General features: G+C 67.1%; 11 protein-coding genes and 1 pseudogene. 6 read left to right on the forward strand and 6 right to left on the reverse strand.

Annotation, left to right across the window (positions count from 1 at the left end):
• Positions 1-48: 48 nt before the first annotated feature.
• From I3K84_RS14070 to I3K84_RS14080, 3 genes are all read right to left on the reverse strand, one after another.
• Positions 49-1155, reverse strand: coding sequence for a DUF5666 domain-containing protein (locus tag I3K84_RS14070; RefSeq protein WP_231403334.1), 1107 nt, complete (start codon positions 1153-1155; stop codon positions 49-51).
• A 20-nt stretch (positions 1156-1175) separates the two neighbouring features.
• Complete coding sequence (locus I3K84_RS14075) at positions 1176-2033, reverse strand: DUF6502 family protein (RefSeq protein ID WP_196994801.1); 858 nt, start codon at positions 2031-2033, stop codon at positions 1176-1178.
• 301 nt (positions 2034-2334) lie between these two features.
• Positions 2335-2841 (reverse strand): Lrp/AsnC family transcriptional regulator, encoded by a 507-nt coding sequence (locus tag I3K84_RS14080; protein ID WP_196994802.1) that lies wholly within the window; start codon positions 2839-2841, stop codon positions 2335-2337.
• A gap of 176 nt (positions 2842-3017) precedes the next feature.
• Between I3K84_RS14080 and I3K84_RS14085 the strand changes: the two genes are divergently transcribed.
• Entirely contained in the window at positions 3018-6638 is a 3621-nt protein-coding gene (locus I3K84_RS14085; RefSeq protein ID WP_196994803.1) for an indolepyruvate ferredoxin oxidoreductase family protein, read from the forward strand.
• Positions 6639-6723: 85 nt separating this feature from the next.
• Here the strand turns inward: I3K84_RS14085 and I3K84_RS14090 are convergent, their stop codons facing one another.
• The gene (locus tag I3K84_RS14090; RefSeq protein ID WP_047351245.1) at positions 6724-7854 is read right to left on the reverse strand and encodes a mechanosensitive ion channel family protein; all 1131 of its coding nucleotides are present in this window, start codon (positions 7852-7854) and stop codon (positions 6724-6726) included.
• Between the two features lie 391 nt (positions 7855-8245).
• Between I3K84_RS14090 and yajC the strand changes: the two genes are divergently transcribed.
• The 4 genes and pseudogenes from yajC to I3K84_RS14110 all read left to right on the forward strand — a co-directional run bounded on the left by yajC (position 8246) and on the right by I3K84_RS14110 (position 13976).
• Positions 8246-8578, forward strand: a complete 333-nt coding sequence (gene yajC, locus I3K84_RS14095; protein WP_196994804.1) for a preprotein translocase subunit YajC — start codon at positions 8246-8248, stop codon at positions 8576-8578.
• Between the two features lie 94 nt (positions 8579-8672).
• Positions 8673-10571 (forward strand): protein translocase subunit SecD, encoded by a 1899-nt coding sequence (secD, locus tag I3K84_RS14100; RefSeq protein WP_196994805.1) that lies wholly within the window; start codon positions 8673-8675, stop codon positions 10569-10571.
• A gap of 14 nt (positions 10572-10585) precedes the next feature.
• On the forward strand, positions 10586-11539 hold the full coding sequence (secF, locus tag I3K84_RS14105) for a protein translocase subunit SecF (RefSeq protein WP_196994806.1): 954 nt from the start codon (positions 10586-10588) through the stop codon (positions 11537-11539).
• 83 nt (positions 11540-11622) lie between these two features.
• A pseudogene (locus I3K84_RS14110) lies at positions 11623-13976 on the forward strand (DUF1631 family protein).
• 233 nt (positions 13977-14209) lie between these two features.
• Here I3K84_RS14110 and recX read toward each other — a convergent pair.
• Positions 14210-14665 (reverse strand): recombination regulator RecX, encoded by a 456-nt coding sequence (gene recX, locus I3K84_RS14115; protein ID WP_011807085.1) that lies wholly within the window; start codon positions 14663-14665, stop codon positions 14210-14212.
• An 81-nt stretch (positions 14666-14746) separates the two neighbouring features.
• Positions 14747-15868, reverse strand: coding sequence for a recombinase RecA (recA, locus tag I3K84_RS14120; RefSeq protein ID WP_011807084.1), 1122 nt, complete (start codon positions 15866-15868; stop codon positions 14747-14749).
• 149 nt (positions 15869-16017) lie between these two features.
• On the opposite strand from recA, the gene I3K84_RS14125 reads away from it, so the two are divergent.
• Entirely contained in the window at positions 16018-16512 is a 495-nt protein-coding gene (locus I3K84_RS14125) for a MarR family winged helix-turn-helix transcriptional regulator (protein WP_088888100.1), read from the forward strand.
• Positions 16513-16528 lie beyond the last annotated feature (16 nt).

Genomic DNA, 16528 nt, shown 5'->3' on the forward strand with positions numbered 1-16528 from the left:
CGCGCTTGCTGCGCCGGGGCCGCAATCTCGGCGGGTGCGAAACGGTGTTCAGCCTCTGTTGGAATTGCCGTTGCCGTTGCCGTTGCCGTTGCCGTTGCCTCCGGCATTCCCGTTCCCGTTGCCGTTGGTGTTTGCGGGAGGAGGCAACGCGGATGGAGGGTCAACTACAGCCCTTTGCCGCACGCGTATCCGCTGCGCGACCAGCACGCCGTTGGCAGACATCCGGCCCGCCACTTCCAGCGTTGCGCCGTTGCGGATGTCATCAGGCCGCCCCCCGGTTATTTGCGCGCCCGAGGCATCGATATCCGTGCCTTGCAGCGCAAAGGATTGTGCAGAGGCGAAGTTCGTCACCACACCTTCCAGCACGACGGGCGCGTCTGCCTGGCGTGAGAGGCTGTGCGCTGGCCGCAGCACGCGGGCCACGAGCACGTTGCCGGACGGTGCCTGGGCTGCATGCACATACAGCGGCATGCCGTTGTCCAGCATGCCCGCCTCCAGACCGTTCAAAAAGGCAGCCTGTGCATACTGGATCTGCATGGTGCCCAACTGGAACCGGCGGGCCACCGTATCGAGGGCCTGCACGCTGCCCCACAGCACGGGCTGTACCGAGGGGAGCGTGGCGGTGGTCAGCTGCAGCCGGGTCGCGCGCATCAGCCCACTGCTGGTGGGCAACGCATGTACCTGCACGATCTGGCCGACTTGCAAGGCGGCCAAGCCGGACAGCCCGTCGAGCACGGTCTCGTCATCGACATATACCCGCGCACCCATTACCTCGATGCGCCCCAGCGCCGCGTCCACGGCATCCACCGCCCCCCGTAGCTCCGGTATCGACAGTACCTGCGCGGCCGTACCCGTGCTGAATCCGGTATCGAGGGTGCCGTTCACTTGCACGGTCATGCCAGGTTTCAGGCTGCTCTGGCCGCTCTTCAGGCTTTGCTGACCATCGGCGTCTTCCTGCGAGACGCCTTCCACTTCCACCTGGGCGTGGCTGATATCGAAGCGCACGCCGTTCACAACCATGTACGACCCGCTGGGTGATTCGCCGAGACTGTCGACGCTGCCAATGGCCACGGAAGACATGGCGATGCCGGTGCCGCCCGAGCCCACGCCGTCGCCGCCTCCACAGGCTGCGAGCACCAGCCCCAGCGTGGTCATCAGCGCGTATATCCCAGTCCTCATGTTTTTTTCCTGCGCCTTGCAGAGCCTGCACGGGTGGTCGGCTTCACGTCCGGCGGCTCGTCCTCATGGTAGACATACACCCCTACGCGCATGCGTGCCGTTCCCATGCCTGCCGCAGAGGCATGGGCTTGGGCCATTTCCCGTACCAGGCGGTAATGCACGGAATCCCAATGTTCCCGTGCCAACTGGTGGATGCGTTCGCACTCCGACACGGTCAAGCCCGAGGCATAGACGGAGCGTTCCAGCATCCGGGGCTGCTGCCCCAAGGTATTGCTGACGGCGGCCAGCAGATGGTCCCGCACATTGTCCCCGGTGAAGGCCAGCATGTCCCGCAGGCTGGTGGCCGGGATGAAGCCGTCGCCCACCAGTTCCACCTCGCCTTCGCCGTCGCCCGTCAGCCCCCTGACCAGATTCAGGCGCTGAAGCTCCTCCAGCAGGGTTCTGTGGTGCACATCGCCGCGGGTGGCGAGACGCGCCACCAGTTCAAAGGAGGGGCCATGGCCGGTGTCCACAATAGGAAGGCGGCGCCGGCTGGGCTCCTCGGCGGCCAGCTGCAACCAGGCCGTGAAAGCCTTGGCGGCCGACGACCCTTCGGTGGCAGGCAAAGGATCGCGTACTTGGCGCACTCTGGCGGTCACGTCCTTGCGATTGAGACCGGTGGTGACCGAGATCTGGCTCAGGTTGGGGTCGGGAATGCCTTGGCTGCGCCAGAGGTGGCGCGCCTCCTCCAGCAGCAGGTCCCTCAGGATTTCTTCGAGTTGGGCGTGCTTCAGTCCCATCGCCAACGCCAGCCTGACCGCGGGGCGAAGGATTCGTACCAGCGCGGACTGCGTCCATTTCAGGCGGTCTTGCATGGGAAGGTGAAAGGGCGAGAGGCTCGTCGCTCAAGTGTGACTGCTTATGCAGCCAGCGGTGCCTAAAAAATGCGAGTGTGCCATCTGCCTGACACCAGGAGAAGGACCGCCAGGCGCGATGGCCGTTGGCGTCATGTTCCCTGAACGCGCTGGAGTCTGACCTCGCTGGAACGAAGCCGCCCCGATGCGCGGCCGGCTTCAGCGGGTTGCTGGCATCGTGGCGCCCGGGCACCAGTTGCAATGAAAATGTGATCAAACCCTTATAGGGAAAGCGGTGCCAGCTACTGAATTAGGAGTGACCCTACGCTGCGGCGCCACGCGCCACGGGCCGCACCGGGCCCAGGTGCGCCAACGGCAGCGCGCCGCCTGCCTTGACCTCGCCCAGCGAGAAGCTGGTGTGCATGTCCTTCACGTTGGGCAGGTTCAGCAGCACGGTGCGTGCGAACTGCGAGAAGCTGTCCAGGTCGCGCGCCACCACCTGCAGCTCGAAGGTGCCGGTGCCGCTGATGTAGTGGCATGAGACCACTTCGGGGATCTGGGCGATGGCCTGCTCCATGGCCAGCGTCAGGTCGCCGGTGTTGCGCTCGGCGTCCAGGCGCACGAACGCCAGTACGCCCAGGCCGATCTTGTGGCGGTCGATTTCCGCGTGATAGCCGCGGATGTAGCCCGCTTCCTCCAGGGCGCGTACGCGCCGCCAGCACGGTGCAGCGGACAGGCCTACGCGTTGCGCCAGCTCGGCGTTGGTCAGGCGCGCCTCGGCCTGCAGCTCGCGCAGGATGGCGATGTCGTATTTGTCCAAGGTTTCCATTTTTGGATTGTTTTAAGAAAGAAGCTTTCGCGCATCAGGGTAAACGCGGCAAATAAAGCAAACACATATCGGTGTCTCGCGCATACACTGCGCAGATCGGGTGGCGCCCACACGGCACCGTCCCGCACGCCGCGCCCAACAGAGGCGGCGGATCACAGAACCCACGGAGACAAGACATGAATGCCCCGCTGCCCGAACACGTCCGCCGCGCGCTGGAGACGGTCACCCTTGAGGACAAATACACGCTGGGCCACGGCCGCGCTTTCATGAGTGGGGTGCAGGCCCTCGTGCGCCTGCCCATGCTGCAGCGCCAGCGCGATGCAGCCGTGGGCCTGAATACCGCGGGCTTCGTGAGCGGCTACCGTGGCTCGCCCCTGGGCGGTTACGACCAGGCCCTGTGGGGCGCCCGCAAGCACCTGGCGGAGCACCACGTGGTCTTCCAGCCCGGCGTGAACGAGGAGCTGGCCGCCACCGCCGTCTGGGGCACGCAGCAACTGGACATCTACCCCCAGTCCAAGAAGTACGACGGCGTGTTTGGCATCTGGTACGGCAAGGGCCCGGGCGTGGACCGTTGCTCCGACGTGTTCAAGCATGCCAACATGGCCGGCACGGCGCGGCATGGCGGCGTGATCGCCGTGGCGGGCGACGACCACATCAGCAAGAGCAGCACGGCGGCACACCAGAGCGACCACATCTTCAAGGCCTGCGGCCTGCCGGTGTTCTTCCCCAGCAGCGTGCAGGACATTCTGGACATGGGGCTGCACGCCTTTGCCCTGAGCCGCTTCTCGGGCCTGTGGTCCGGACTCAAGACCATCCAGGAGGTGGTGGAGTCGTCCAGCAGCATCTCTGTGGACCCCGACCGCGTGAAGATCGTCATGCCCGAGGACTTCACCATGCCGCCCGGCGGCTTGCACATCCGCTGGCCCGATGCGCCGCTGGAGCAGGAGGCGCGCCTCATGGACTACAAGTGGTACGCGGCACTGGCGTACATCCGCGCCAACAAGCTCAACTACAACGTGATCCAGGGCCCGCAGGACCGCTTCGGCATCATCGCCAGCGGCAAGGCGTACAACGACACGCGCCAGGCACTGGTGGACCTGGGCCTGGACGACGACACCTGCCGTCAGCTGGGCATCCGCGTGCACAAGGTCAACGTGGTGTGGCCGCTCGAAGCCACCATCACGCGCGACTTCGCGCAGGGCCTGCAGGAGATCCTGGTGGTGGAGGAAAAACGCCAGGTCATCGAATACCAGATCAAGGAAGAGCTCTACAACTGGCGCGCCGACGTGCGTCCCAACGTGCTGGGCAAGTTCGACGAGATCGAGGGTGACAACTCCGGCGGCGAATGGAGCATGCCCAATCCCAGCCAGAACTGGCTGCTGCGGCCCAAGGCCGACCTGACGCCGGCCATCATCGCCAAGGCGATCGCCAAACGCCTGAAGAAGCTGGGCGTGCCCGAGGACATCGTGGCGCGCATGGACGCGCGCATCTCCGTGGTGGAGGCGCGCGAGTGCGGCCTGCTGGAGGTGAAGACCGACACCGGCGAGCGCATGCCGTGGTTCTGCAGCGGCTGCCCGCACAACACCAGCACCCGCGTGCCCGAGGGCTCGCGCGCCGTGGCCGGCATTGGTTGCCACTACATGGCCAACTGGATGCCCGACCGCGCCACGAGCACCTTCACGCAGATGGGCGGCGAGGGCGTGACCTGGGTGGGCCAGGCGCCGTTCACCAAGGACAAGCACGTGTTCGCCAACCTGGGCGACGGCACCTACTTCCATAGCGGCCTTCTGGCGATCCGCCAGAGCATCGCCTCGGGCGCCAACATCACCTACAAGATCCTCTACAACGACGCCGTGGCCATGACCGGCGGCCAGCAGGTGGGCGAGCGCCCCGAAGGGCACTCGGTGGCGCAGATCGCCCACAGCCTGCGCGCCGAGGGCGTGGTCCGGCTGGTGGTGGTGACGGACGAGCCCGAGAAGTACCACGGCCGCACGCACCCGGCCAACGCCGCGCGCACCGGCCACCCCGAGCTGCTCAACGACCTGCCGCCGGGCATTGAGGTCTTCCACCGCGACGAGCTGGACCGCATCCAGCGTGAGTTCCGCGAGATCGCAGGCTGCACGGCCATCATCTATGACCAGACCTGCGCGACCGAGAAGCGCCGCCGCAGGAAGCGCGGCCTGCTGGCCACACCCGCCAAGACCGTGGTCATCAACGAGCTGGTGTGCGAGGGCTGCGGCGATTGCTCGGTGCAGTCCAACTGCCTGTCGGTGGAGCCGGTGGAGACCGAGTTCGGCCGCAAGCGCCGCATCAACCAGAGCACCTGCAACAAGGACTATTCCTGCGTGAAGGGCTTCTGCCCGAGCTTCGTCACCGTCGAGGGCGGCCAGCTCAAGAAGCCCAAGAAGGAGAAGAAGGGCGACCTGTCCACGATGGCGCCCATCCCCGAGCCGGTGCTGCCGGCGGCCGAAGCCGCGTGGGGCATCGTCGTGGCTGGCGTGGGCGGCACGGGCGTGATCACCATCGGGTCCCTGCTGGGCATGGCCGCGCACCTGGAGGGCAAGGGCGTCATCACGCAGGACGCGGCGGGCCTGGCGCAAAAGGGTGGCTCCACCTGGAGCCATGTGCAGATCGCCAACCGCCCCGAGGCCATCCACACCACCAAGGTGGACACGGCCAAGGCGGACCTGGTGATCGGCTGCGACCCCATCGTTGCCGCGAACAAGGCCACGTTGGCCGCCATGCAGCCGGGGCGCACCTTTGTCGCCCTCAACAGCCACGGCACACCGGCCGCGGCCTTTGTGCACAACCCCAATTGGCAGTTCCCGGCTGACGGCTGCGAGGCCGCCATCGCCCAGGCGGTGGGCGCCGAGCTGCTGGGTGTGTTCGACGCCGAGCAGGTGGCCAGCCAGTTGCTGGGTGACAGCATTTACACCAACCCGCTGATGCTGGGCTATGCGTGGCAAAAGGGCCGCGTGCCGCTGTCCCACGCCGCGCTCATGCGCGCCATGGAGCTCAATGGCGTGCAGGTGGAGAACAACAAGGCCGCCTTCGAGTGGGGACGCCGCTGCGCGCACAACCTGGCCGAGGTGCAGGCGCTGTTCCAGGCCGCGCAGGTGATCCAGTTCGTGAAGAAGCCCGGCTTGGCCGAGATGGTCGCCAAGCGTGTGGACTTCCTCACGGGCTACCAGAACGCCGCCTATGCGGCCGAGTACCAGGCCTTCGTGGACAAGGTGCGCGCGGCCGAGGATTCACTGGGCCAGGGCACGCGCCTCACTGAGGCGGTGGCGCGCTACCTGTTCAAGCTGATGGCCTACAAGGATGAGTACGAAGTGGCGCGGCTGCACACCGACAAGGCGTTCACCGACAAGATCGCCGCGATGTACGAAGGCGACTACAAGCTGGTGCACCACCTGGCGCCCCCACTGCTGGCCAAGCACAACGACAAGGGTGAGTTGGTCAAGCAAAGCTACGGGCCCTGGATGCGCAAGGCCTTCGGCGTGCTGGCTCGCATGAAGGGACTGCGCGGCACGGCGCTCGATGTCTTCGGCAGGACCGAGGAACGCAAGACCGAGCGCGCGCTGATCCGCGAATACCGCGCCTGCATCGAGGAACTGCTGAAGGGCCTGACGGCCGAGCGCCTGGCGCTGGCGGTGGAGATCGCGCGTATCCCTGAGGACATCCGCGGCTACGGCCATGTGAAGGAGCGCCACCTGCAGGCCGCGCGCAAGAAGTGGTTCGCGCTCATGGACCGCTGGCGCGCCCCACACGCGGGTGCGCCCCGCCAAGTGGCCTGAGGCGGTGGGCGGGTCTGTCATGCCCGCCCATTCCTTCTGAGCCCGCCCGTCGCCGCCTGCCCCTGCCCGAGGGCAACGCGGTCGTTCACGCGTTCTGAGGAATGGGCATGCCGGCCGCACTGGACGGGCCTTCTTGCCCGGCCGGCGGGTCGGCCAGCTGCACGCGGCTGACCGGCACCGCCAGCCGCATGCCCAGCGCCTGCAGCCGGCCCAGCAACGCCAGGTTGATGCGCTGCTGCAGGTCCATGTAGAGGTTGTAGTCCGGGTCTTTGACGATGTAGACCACTTCGTAATCGAGCGAGCTGGCGCCAAATCCCTTGAAATGCGCGCGGTCGAAGCGCAGTTGCGGTTCGGCCTCGATGATGTCGCGCACCGCTTGTGCCAGGGCCTGCGCCTGCGCGGGCGAGGTGTCCTGCGCCACGCCAAAGCCAAACACGATGCGGCGCTCGCGCATGTGGCGATAGTTGTTGATGGTCTGCTTGAGCAGCTCGGTGTTGCTCATCACCACCTGTTCCCCGCTCAGGGCGCGGATGCGCGTGGTCTTCACGCCCACCTGCTGCACGGTGCCTGCGATGGGACCCACGACGATGAAGTCGCCCACCTCGAAGGGCTTGTCCACCGCGATCGCCATGGAGGCGAACAGATCGCCCAGCACGCTTTGCACTGCCAGCGCCACCGCAATGCCGCCCACGCCCAGGCTGGCCACGAAGGCGGTGATGTTCACCCCCAGGTTCGAGAGGATGGCCAGCAGCACCGTGGCCCACACCAGCGTGCGCAGCCCCCAGGACATGAGCGTGGCCGAGGCGCTGATCTGCCCCGTGCCCGCGGCGCCATGGTGGCGCCGGTAGCGCTCGACCCCCAGACTGATGGCGCGCGTGCCCCACAGCCCCAGCTGCACCGCCACGGCCAGGAACCAGAGCTGGCTCACACGGTCATGCCAACGCCCAGGCAGGTCCAGCATGCCGGTGCCCACCAGCAGCGCTGCCAGCAGGATGAGCAGACGGCTGGTTCCGGCGAGCACCTGCGCCAGCAGGCTTGCCGCGCCGGCATCGCCGCCGCCGGATTTGCGGTCGGCATGCGCGACGGCCCAGCGCAGCAGCAGCGTGAGCGCCAGGTAGATGCCCATGGCCGTGGCCGCCGCCGCCAATACTTCGGCAGCGGACATGCCCCAGAACCACTCTGTCTCCAGCCAGGCGGATACCGATGCGAAATCCATGGAAAGCGTTTCCTTTCTTGACACGGGGGGTGGGAGGGAAGGGGCCGCGGCGCGGCGCCGGCCGCCGCGGGCGGCACACAGGCATGCTACGAAGCCCTGCCAGGCGCCGGCGTAGGCCCAGGCCGACGATGGGCGCGTCGCATCCGATGCATTAACCGCCCCTGGTTCGGGGCTTTATGCTATATATGTGATAGCTGCTGGCGCTCACTAGGCGGGCGTTGCAAGGTGTTTTTATGCTGAATCCTAGAGGGCGCCCCCAGCCCGCCGGCCGCCGGCGCGCGCAGCCCTGGCCGGCAGCCCCCCGCATACAATGGCCGGCTCACCGCCCGCAGGCCCTGGCGCCTCCCGGCGGAGCCCCTTTGCACCTATTACTACCATTGGAGTTCTTCCCGTGTTGATTTCTTCTGCCTTTGCACAGACCGCCCCCGCCGCAGCCGCCGAGGCCGGCCTGATGGGATCGCTCACCAGCATGCTGCCGCTGGTGCTGATGTTCGTGGTGCTGTACTTCATCATGATCCGTCCCCAGATGAAGCGCCAGAAGGAGCACCGCGCCATGATCGACGCGCTGGCCAAGGGCGACGAAGTGGCCACGGCCGGCGGCTTGCTGGGCAAGGTGGTGGGCCTGAGCGAAGGCTACCTGCAACTGGAGATTGCGCCTGGCGTGCAGGTGCAGGTGCAGCGCAGCGCCGTGGCCCAGGTGCTGCCCAAGGGCACGGTCAAGTAAACCGTCCCAGCTGTAGGCCCACGGGCCTTGTTATGAGGGCAGTGCTGCGCCGCATCCCGCGGCCGCTGCCCCGCATGGATTGAAGAGCGCGATCATGAACCGTTATCCGGTCTGGAAGTACGCGATCCTGGTGATCGTGTTGCTCATTGGGGCCCTGTATACCCTGCCCAACTTCTTTGGCGAGGCGCCCGCGGTGCAGGTGTCGTCGGCCAAGGCCACGCTGAAGGTCGACGCCGCGGTCCAGCAGCGCGTCGAGGACGCGCTGAAAGCCGCCAACGTGGCCTCGGACTCCATCGTGTTCGACGGCAACTCGGTGCGCGCGCGCTTTGACACGCCGGACAACCAGCTCAAGGCCAAGGACGCGATCGAGAAGGCCCTGATCCCCGACCCGAGCGATCCTTCCTACATCGTGGCGCTGAACCTCGTGTCGCGCTCGCCCGACTGGCTCACCGCGCTGCATGCACGGCCCATGTACCTCGGCCTGGACCTGCGCGGCGGCGTGCACTTCATGCTGCAGGTGGACATGCAGGCGGCGATCACGAAGAAGATCGAGTCGTACGCAGGCGACCTGCGCAGCGCGCTGCGCGAGAAGAACATCCGGCACGGCGGCATCGGCCGCGAAGGGCAGGCCGTGGACATCCGCGTGCGCGACGAGGCCACGCTCACGGCGGCACGCAACCTGATCGCCGACCAGTTCCCGGACCTGGCGGTCGTGAGCAGCGCCGACGGCGACGGCATGCGCCTGCGCGCCACCATCAAGCCCGAGGCCCTGCGCAAGGTGCAAGAGCAGGCCTTGAAGCAGAACATGGTCACACTGCACAACCGTATCAACGAACTGGGCGTGGCCGAGCCCGTGATCCAGCAGCAGGGCCTGGACCGCATCGTGGTGCAGCTGCCCGGCGTGCAGGACACGGCCAAGGCCAAGGACATCCTGGGCCGCACCGCCACGCTGGAAGTGCGCATGGTGGACGAGGGCACCGAGGCGCGCGCCGCCGAAATGGGTACGGGCCCCGTGCCGTTCGGTACCGAGAAATACCTGGACCGCAACGGCCAGGCCGTGATCGTGAAGAAGCAGGTCGTGCTGACCGGCGAGAACCTCACCGACGCGCAGCCAGGATTCGACGGCCAGACCCAGGAGCCCACCGTGAACCTCACGCTGGACGCCAAGGGCTCGCGCATCTTCAAGGACATCACGCGCGAGAACGTGGGCAAGCGCATGGCCATCGTGCTGTTCGAAAAGGGCAAGGGCGAGGTGGTGACCGCGCCCGTGATCCGCAGCGAGATTGGCGGTGGTCGCGTGCAGATCTCCGGCCGCATGACCACGGCCGAGGCCAACGACACCGCACTGCTGCTGCGCGCCGGCTCGCTGGCCGCGCCCATGGAGATCATCGAGGAATACACCATCGGCCCGAGCCTGGGTGCCGACAACATCGAACGGGGTATCCAGTCGGTGGTCTGGGGCATGGTGGCCATCGCGGCCTTCATGTGCGTGTACTACAGGCTGTTCGGCGTGTTCTCCACGATCGCGCTGGGCGTGAACGTGCTGCTGCTGATCGCCATCCTGTCGATGCTGCAGGCCACGCTGACCCTGCCCGGCATCGCCGCCATGGCCCTGGCGCTGGGCGTGGCCATCGACTCCAACGTGCTGATCAACGAGCGCATCCGCGAGGAACTGCGCGCTGGCGTGGCCCCGCAGGCGGCGATCGCCACGGGCTACGAGCGCGCCTGGGCCACCATCCTGGACTCCAACGTCACCACGCTGATTGCGGGCCTGGCGCTGCTGGCCTTCGGCACGGGGCCGGTGCGCGGCTTTGCCGTGGTGCACTGCATCGGCATCCTGATCAGCATGTTCTCGGCGGTGTTCTTCTCGCGTGGCCTGGTCAACCTCTGGTATGGCCGCAAGAAGAAGCTCAAGAGCGTGTCCATCGGCCAGGTGTGGAAGCCCGAGGGCGATGAGCACCGCTCGGTGGCTGCCCGCGGCAACAGCAACTAAGAAAGGGGAAAACCATGGAGTTTTTCCGCATCAAAAAAGACATCCCGTTCATGAAGTACGCGTTGGTGTTCAACGCGGTGTCTTTCATCACTTTCGCGCTGGCGGTGTTCTTCCTGGTCACGCGGGGCCTGCACCTGTCGGTGGAGTTCACGGGTGGCACCGTCATGGAGGTGGCCTACACGCAGACGGCCGACATCGGCAAGGTGCGCGACACCGTCGCGGGCCTGGGCTATGCCGACGTGGTGGTGCAGAACTTCGGCACCTCGCGCGACGTGATGATCCGCCTGCCCGTGCAAAAGGGCGTCACCTCGGCCCAGCAAAGCGAGCAGGTGCTGAGCGCGCTGAAGGCGCAGGACCCCGAGGTCACGCTGCGGCGCACCGAGTTCGTGGGCCCGCAGGTGGGCGAAGAACTGGTGCACAGCGGCCTGATGGCGCTGGGCATGGTGGTGCTGGGCATTGTGATCTACCTGGCCTTCCGCTTCGAGTGGAAGTTCGGCGTGGCAGCGGTGATCGCCAACCTGCACGACGTGGTCATCATTCTGGGCTTCTTTGCGTTCTTCCAATGGGAGTTCTCGCTGTCGGTGCTGGCCGGCGTGCTGGCCGTGCTGGGCTATTCGGTGAACGAGTCGGTGGTGATCTTCGACCGTATCCGCGAGGCCTTCCGCAAGTTCCGCAAGCTCAACACGCATGAGGTGATCGACCACGCCATCACCTCCACCATGAGCCGCACCATCATCACCCATGCCTCCACCGAGGCCATGGTGCTGTCCATGTTCTTCTTCGGGGGCCCCAGCCTGCACTACTTCGCACTGGCGCTGACCATCGGCATCCTGTTCGGCATCTACTCGTCGGTGTTCGTTGCCGCGGCCATCGCCATGTGGCTGGGCGTCAAGCGCGAAGACCTGGTCAAGGCGCCGACCCGCAAGGAAGGCGACCCGGCCGACCCGAACTCCGGCGCCGTGGTCTGACGATGCGCGTGCGCAGCCGCCTTGTCCGCGTGCCGATGCAAAGGCCGGGGCGCGACAGCGGCTGGGGCTAATATCGGAGCCCTATGGATTTTTCGCCCACTTCCACTGCCCACCGACGGCTGGCCCACCTGGCCCGCCAGCGTTTCGTGGAGGGGCTGTGCGCCGGCTTGCCGGCGCTGGACAAAACAGTCCATGATTTCCTGACCGAGTTGATGGGGCAGACCGCCACGCAGCGCGACATGCAGTTGCGGCGCGATGCCTGGATGGGCCATCAGGCCCACCGCAAGACCTGGGTGGAACATCTGGGCCGGGCTTGGCGGGAAAGCCTGGCGCCCCCGCCCGTCACGGGGCGCGGCACCCTCAACGCGTCCAAGGCGTTCGATGGGCTTGAACTGCTGGGCGACGACGTGCTGGAGAACAAGATCATCGCCTCGCGGATGGCGCTGACCCTCACCGAGCATGTGGCCGCTCCTTTCGATGCCGCGCGGCAGCGCACACAGCATCTGGAAGGCCGTGAGCTGGCCGGCACCGATATCCTGCGCCCCGAAACCCTGTGCCTGCATCTGGTCGAGCAGTGGTTGGAGGTGGGCCTGCAGCGCGACCATTTGCAGATGGTGATCGACCCGCTGCAGCGCGAACTGGCGGCGCTGGCGCTGGCGCAGTACCAGGCCCTTGTGAAGCTGTACGACGAACAGGGCGTCGTGGCGCAGGACGACCTGCGCGCCCGCGTGCGCCGCGCGGCCGCCGGCCCCAACACCGGCAGCCCCGCCGAGCCGCCGCCCGCGTCCGGTCCCGTGGGGCTGGCCTCGCAGGCATTGCAGCAGTCGCGCGCCGCGCTGGGGCGGCCCACGGAATTTGCCCCCACGCGCCAGGCGGCGTCGGCCTTCATGCCTCCGCCCCCCGGCATGCGCGGGCAGCCGGCGATGGCCGGCATGGGCAGCCCGCTGGTGCGCGCGCGCCAGCGCGCCCAGGGCGTGATGGTGCAGCTGCGGCGCTTGCTCACGCAGCCCACCACGGGCTACGACATGGTCAAGGCACCCCCCGCGTCCGCGGCGCTGGCCCATGCGCTGGCGGCGCACCGCGTCTCGGCCGACAGCTACTACAGCGACGTGGCCACGCTGGTTGAGGACTACAGCCCACAGGCCGTGGTCCGCGTGGCGAGCGCCGTGCGCGAGCGGTCCGTGGAGTTCAAGAAGAAGGCCAGTACCGCCAGCGAGAAGGCCATCATCGAGGTGGTGGCGCTGATGTTCCAGAGCATCCTGAGCGAAGACCGCATCCCGCCCTCGGTGCGCGTGTGGTTTGCACGCCTGCAGGTGCCGGTGCTGCGCGTGGCGCTGGCCGAGCCCGAGTTCTTCAGCAACCTCACGCACCCCGCGCGCCAGCTCATCGACCGCATGGGCGCCTGCGTGCTGGGCTTTGACGCCAGCTCCATCAACGGCAGCGCGCTGGAGGCCGAGATCCGCCGCATCGTGCAGGTGATCGAGCAGTACCCCGAGACCGGCCAGCGCGTGTTCCAGCTGGTGCATGACGAGTTCGAGAAATTCCTCGCCAAATTCCTCACCGAGAAGCAGGGTACCTCGCGTATCGTCAGCGTGGCCCAGCAGGTGGAGCAGCGCGAGACGCTGGCGATCCAGTACACCATCGAGCTGCGCGCGATGCTCAAGGACATGCCGGTGCGCGAGGAGATCCGCGAGTTCCTGTTCAAGACCTGGGCCGAGGTGCTGGCGATGTCGGCCGTGCGCGACGGGGCCCAGCATGCCAGTACCGCGGCCTTCAAGCGCGCCGCGGCCGACCTGGTGTGGGCGGCGGGCGCCAAGCCCAACCGCGCCGACCGTGCGCTGGTCATCCAGAACCTGCCGGCGCTGCTGCAGAGCCTGCGCCAGGGGCTGGCGCTGATCGGCGTGGCGGGGCCCGAGCAGGACGCACAGATCAAGGGAATCACCGACACGCTGGCCGACGCTTTCCTCTCCAAGACGGCCTCGATCCCGCAGGCGCACATCGATGCCATGGCCAAACGCCTGGCGAACCTGGAGGACTACATCGGCGAGAGGCGCTGGGCGACATGCCGCTGAGTGCGGACAACATCGAGATGCTGCTGGGCATCGACGCCTCGTCCATCCACGTCATCGCCGACAACGGTGCGCCTGTGCAGGACGACATGGTGGCCTGGGCGCAGCAGCTGCCGCTGGGCACCTGGTTCACGCTGGACCACAACGGCGCGTCCACCCAGGTGCAATACGCCTGGCACAGCCAGCGCAAGCAACTGCACCTGTTTGCCACGCGCGATGGCGGCAGCTACCTCATCCAGCTGCGCCGGCTGGGGGCTTACCTGCAGGCAGGTCTGCTGGTAGCGCAGGAGGAGGAGAGCCTCACGCTGCGCGCCACGCGCGATGCGCTCACCAAGCTGGACGCCAACCCGGAGCGCCTGCTGGGTTGAGCGGTCGCGCAGCGGCCCAACGCGCACAACGGGGGCCGGCTGCGCACAGCCGCGCCGCGGGCCTCAAGCCTCTGGCATGTCCGTGGCGGCGCTGAAGCCATCGCGCGTATTGCGCGGCCTGGCATTGCACGACGGCGCGGCGTTGCGGGGTGCGACCGGTGGCGGACTGCGCGTCGACAGCTGCTATGGATGAAATAGCTTTGACGCTGGACAGAAGCGCGCCAAGCCCCGTTCTATTCCCATTCATCACCACCCCGCACCACGCGGCGCACCACGTCGGCGGCGAAGCCACGCGTGGCCAGAAAGCGCATCTGGCGCGCACGCTCCTGCGGCGTGTCGGCGGGCTGGTCGCCAAAGCGCTGGCGCCACACGGCCCGGGCGCGCTGCAGTTCGGTGCCCGCCAGCTGGGCGGCGGTGCTGCGCACCAAATCCTCGTCCAGCCCCTTGCGCCGCAGCTCCTGCAGCACGCGCTGGGTGCCGAAGCGCTCCGCGCGGCGGTGCACCACGGACTCGGCCACGCGCTCTGCATTGATGAAGTCGCGCGCCTGCAGCTCGTCCAGCAGCGCCGGCAGATCGTCGCCCTCCTGCACGTGGCGCGCGAGCTTGGCCTGCAGTTCGCTGCGCGAATGCTCGCGCTGGGCAAGCAGGCGCAGCGCACGGCCCTTGAGGGAGAGGGCGGTGAATCCCATGAATGCTATTGAAAAAAGAGCTTCCAGCGCTTGATGGTCAAGCGCTGGAAGCAGATTTCGTTCAAAAACCCCGGTGCGCGGTTACGCTTCGATCTCGCCCGTCTTGTCGGCCTTCTTGCCGCGCGCAGGCTTGTCTTCGGGCAGGTCGGCCGCCGGGCTCGCGTGGCCCGTGGGCAGCAGTGCGATGCCCAGGCTTTCGCGCACCTTGTTCTCGATCTCCACGGCCAGGCCGGGGTTCTCGCGCAGGAACTCGCGGGCGTTGTCGCGGCCCTGGCCGATCTTTTCGCCGTTGTAGGCATACCAGGCGCCACTCTTTTCCAGGATGCGCGCGTTCACGCCCATGTCGATGATCTCGCCCTCGCGCGAGATGCCCTCGCCGAACAGGATGTCGAATTCGGCCGTCTTGAACGGGGGCGAGACCTTGTTCTTCACCACCTTCACCTTGGTCTCGTTGCCGATCGCCTCGTCGCCCTTCTTGATGGTGCCGGTACGGCGGATGTCCAGGCGCACCGAGGCGTAGAACTTCAGCGCGTTGCCGCCGGTGGTGGTCTCGGGGCTGCCGAACATCACGCCGATCTTCATGCGGATCTGGTTGATGAAGATGACCATGCAGTTGGTCTTCTTGATGGTGGCGGTGAGCTTGCGCAGCGCCTGGCTCATCAGGCGTGCCTGCAGGCCGGGCAGGGCGTCGCCCATCTCGCCCTCGATTTCGGCCTTGGGCGTGAGGGCGGCGACCGAGTCCACCACGATCAGGTCCACGGCACCCGAGCGCACCAGGCTGTCCACGATTTCCAGCGCCTGCTCGCCCGTGTCCGGCTGGCTGATGAGCAGGTCGGTGAGCTGAACGCCGAGCTTGCTGGCGTACTGCACATCCAGCGCATGCTCGGCATCCACGAAAGCGCACTGGCCGCCTTGCTTCTGCATCTCGGCGATGACCTGCAGCGTGAGCGTGGTCTTGCCCGAGCTTTCCGGCCCGTAGATCTCGATCACGCGGCCGCGCGGCAGGCCGCCCACGCCCAGGGCGATGTCCAGACCCAGCGAGCCGGTGGAGACCACCTGGATGTCCTCAATGGCCTCGCCCTCGCCCAGGCGCATGATGGTGCCCTTGCCGAACTGCTTTTCGATCTGCGCGAGGGCGGCTTGCAGGGCCTTGGCCTTTTCGCTGTTGACGGCGGTTGCGTTGCCTTTGACGGTGGCGTCCATGAAATGCTCCTTCGGGTCGGGGTCACGGTGAAATCGTGTGCCTGCCTGGAAACTGTTTCCAATGACAGGCTGGATGCTTGAACAGTAGTTTATGGGCGGTTGATGCGTTATCCAATCAATTTTTGGTCAGTTTGGCTGACAATGTGCGGATGACCGCTCCCCCCAGCCTCGACGACCGCTGGCGCCAGACCCACCTGGGCCGCCTGCTGGGCCATGCCATGCGGCGCTTCGATGCGCGCGTGCTGCAGCTCATGGCGCGCGACGTGCAGGTGCCGCTGGCGCTGTCCAACCTCGCGGCGCGCGACCAGGTGAGCGCCGCGCACATCCACATCACGCGGCATCTGTCGCTGCAGGGGGACCGCCTCACCGACCTGGCCGAGCGCGCGGGCATGGCCAAGCAGTCCATGGCCGCGCTGGTGGAGCAGTGCGCGGCCTGGGGTCTGGTCACGCGCGAGCCCGATCCGCGCGATGCGCGTGCGCGCCTGGTGCGTTTCACGCCCACGGGACTGGCGTGGCTGCAGGCGTTTCGCGCGGCGGTGGCGCAGGCCGAGGGCGAGTTCCGCGCCGAGGTGGGGCAGGACGTGGCCACGGTGGTTGCGCTGGGTCTGGAGGCCTATGCCGGCGGCGAGGGCACGGCGGCCTAAAATTCAGGCAGAGCGC

The organism is Diaphorobacter sp. JS3051 (assembly GCF_015832135.1).
Taxonomy (GTDB): domain Bacteria; phylum Pseudomonadota; class Gammaproteobacteria; order Burkholderiales; family Burkholderiaceae_C; genus Diaphorobacter; species Diaphorobacter nitroreducens.

Excerpts from the sequence above, each read along its gene's own strand:
- I3K84_RS14070 (WP_231403334.1), bottom strand. The coding sequence starts at position 1,155 with ATGACCACGCTGGGGCTGGTGCTCGCAGCCTGTGGAGGCGGCGACGGC.
- I3K84_RS14075 (WP_196994801.1), bottom strand. The coding sequence starts at position 2,033 with ATGCAAGACCGCCTGAAATGGACGCAGTCCGCGCTGGTACGAATCCTT.
- I3K84_RS14080 (WP_196994802.1), bottom strand. The coding sequence starts at position 2,841 with ATGGAAACCTTGGACAAATACGACATCGCCATCCTGCGCGAGCTGCAG.
- I3K84_RS14085 (WP_196994803.1), top strand. The coding sequence starts at position 3,018 with ATGAATGCCCCGCTGCCCGAACACGTCCGCCGCGCGCTGGAGACGGTC.
- I3K84_RS14090 (WP_047351245.1), bottom strand. The coding sequence starts at position 7,854 with ATGGATTTCGCATCGGTATCCGCCTGGCTGGAGACAGAGTGGTTCTGG.
- secD (WP_196994805.1), top strand. The coding sequence starts at position 8,673 with ATGAACCGTTATCCGGTCTGGAAGTACGCGATCCTGGTGATCGTGTTG.
- secF (WP_196994806.1), top strand. The coding sequence starts at position 10,586 with ATGGAGTTTTTCCGCATCAAAAAAGACATCCCGTTCATGAAGTACGCG.
- recX (WP_011807085.1), bottom strand. The coding sequence starts at position 14,665 with ATGGGATTCACCGCCCTCTCCCTCAAGGGCCGTGCGCTGCGCCTGCTT.
- recA (WP_011807084.1), bottom strand. The coding sequence starts at position 15,868 with ATGGACGCCACCGTCAAAGGCAACGCAACCGCCGTCAACAGCGAAAAG.
- I3K84_RS14125 (WP_088888100.1), top strand. The coding sequence starts at position 16,018 with ATGACCGCTCCCCCCAGCCTCGACGACCGCTGGCGCCAGACCCACCTG.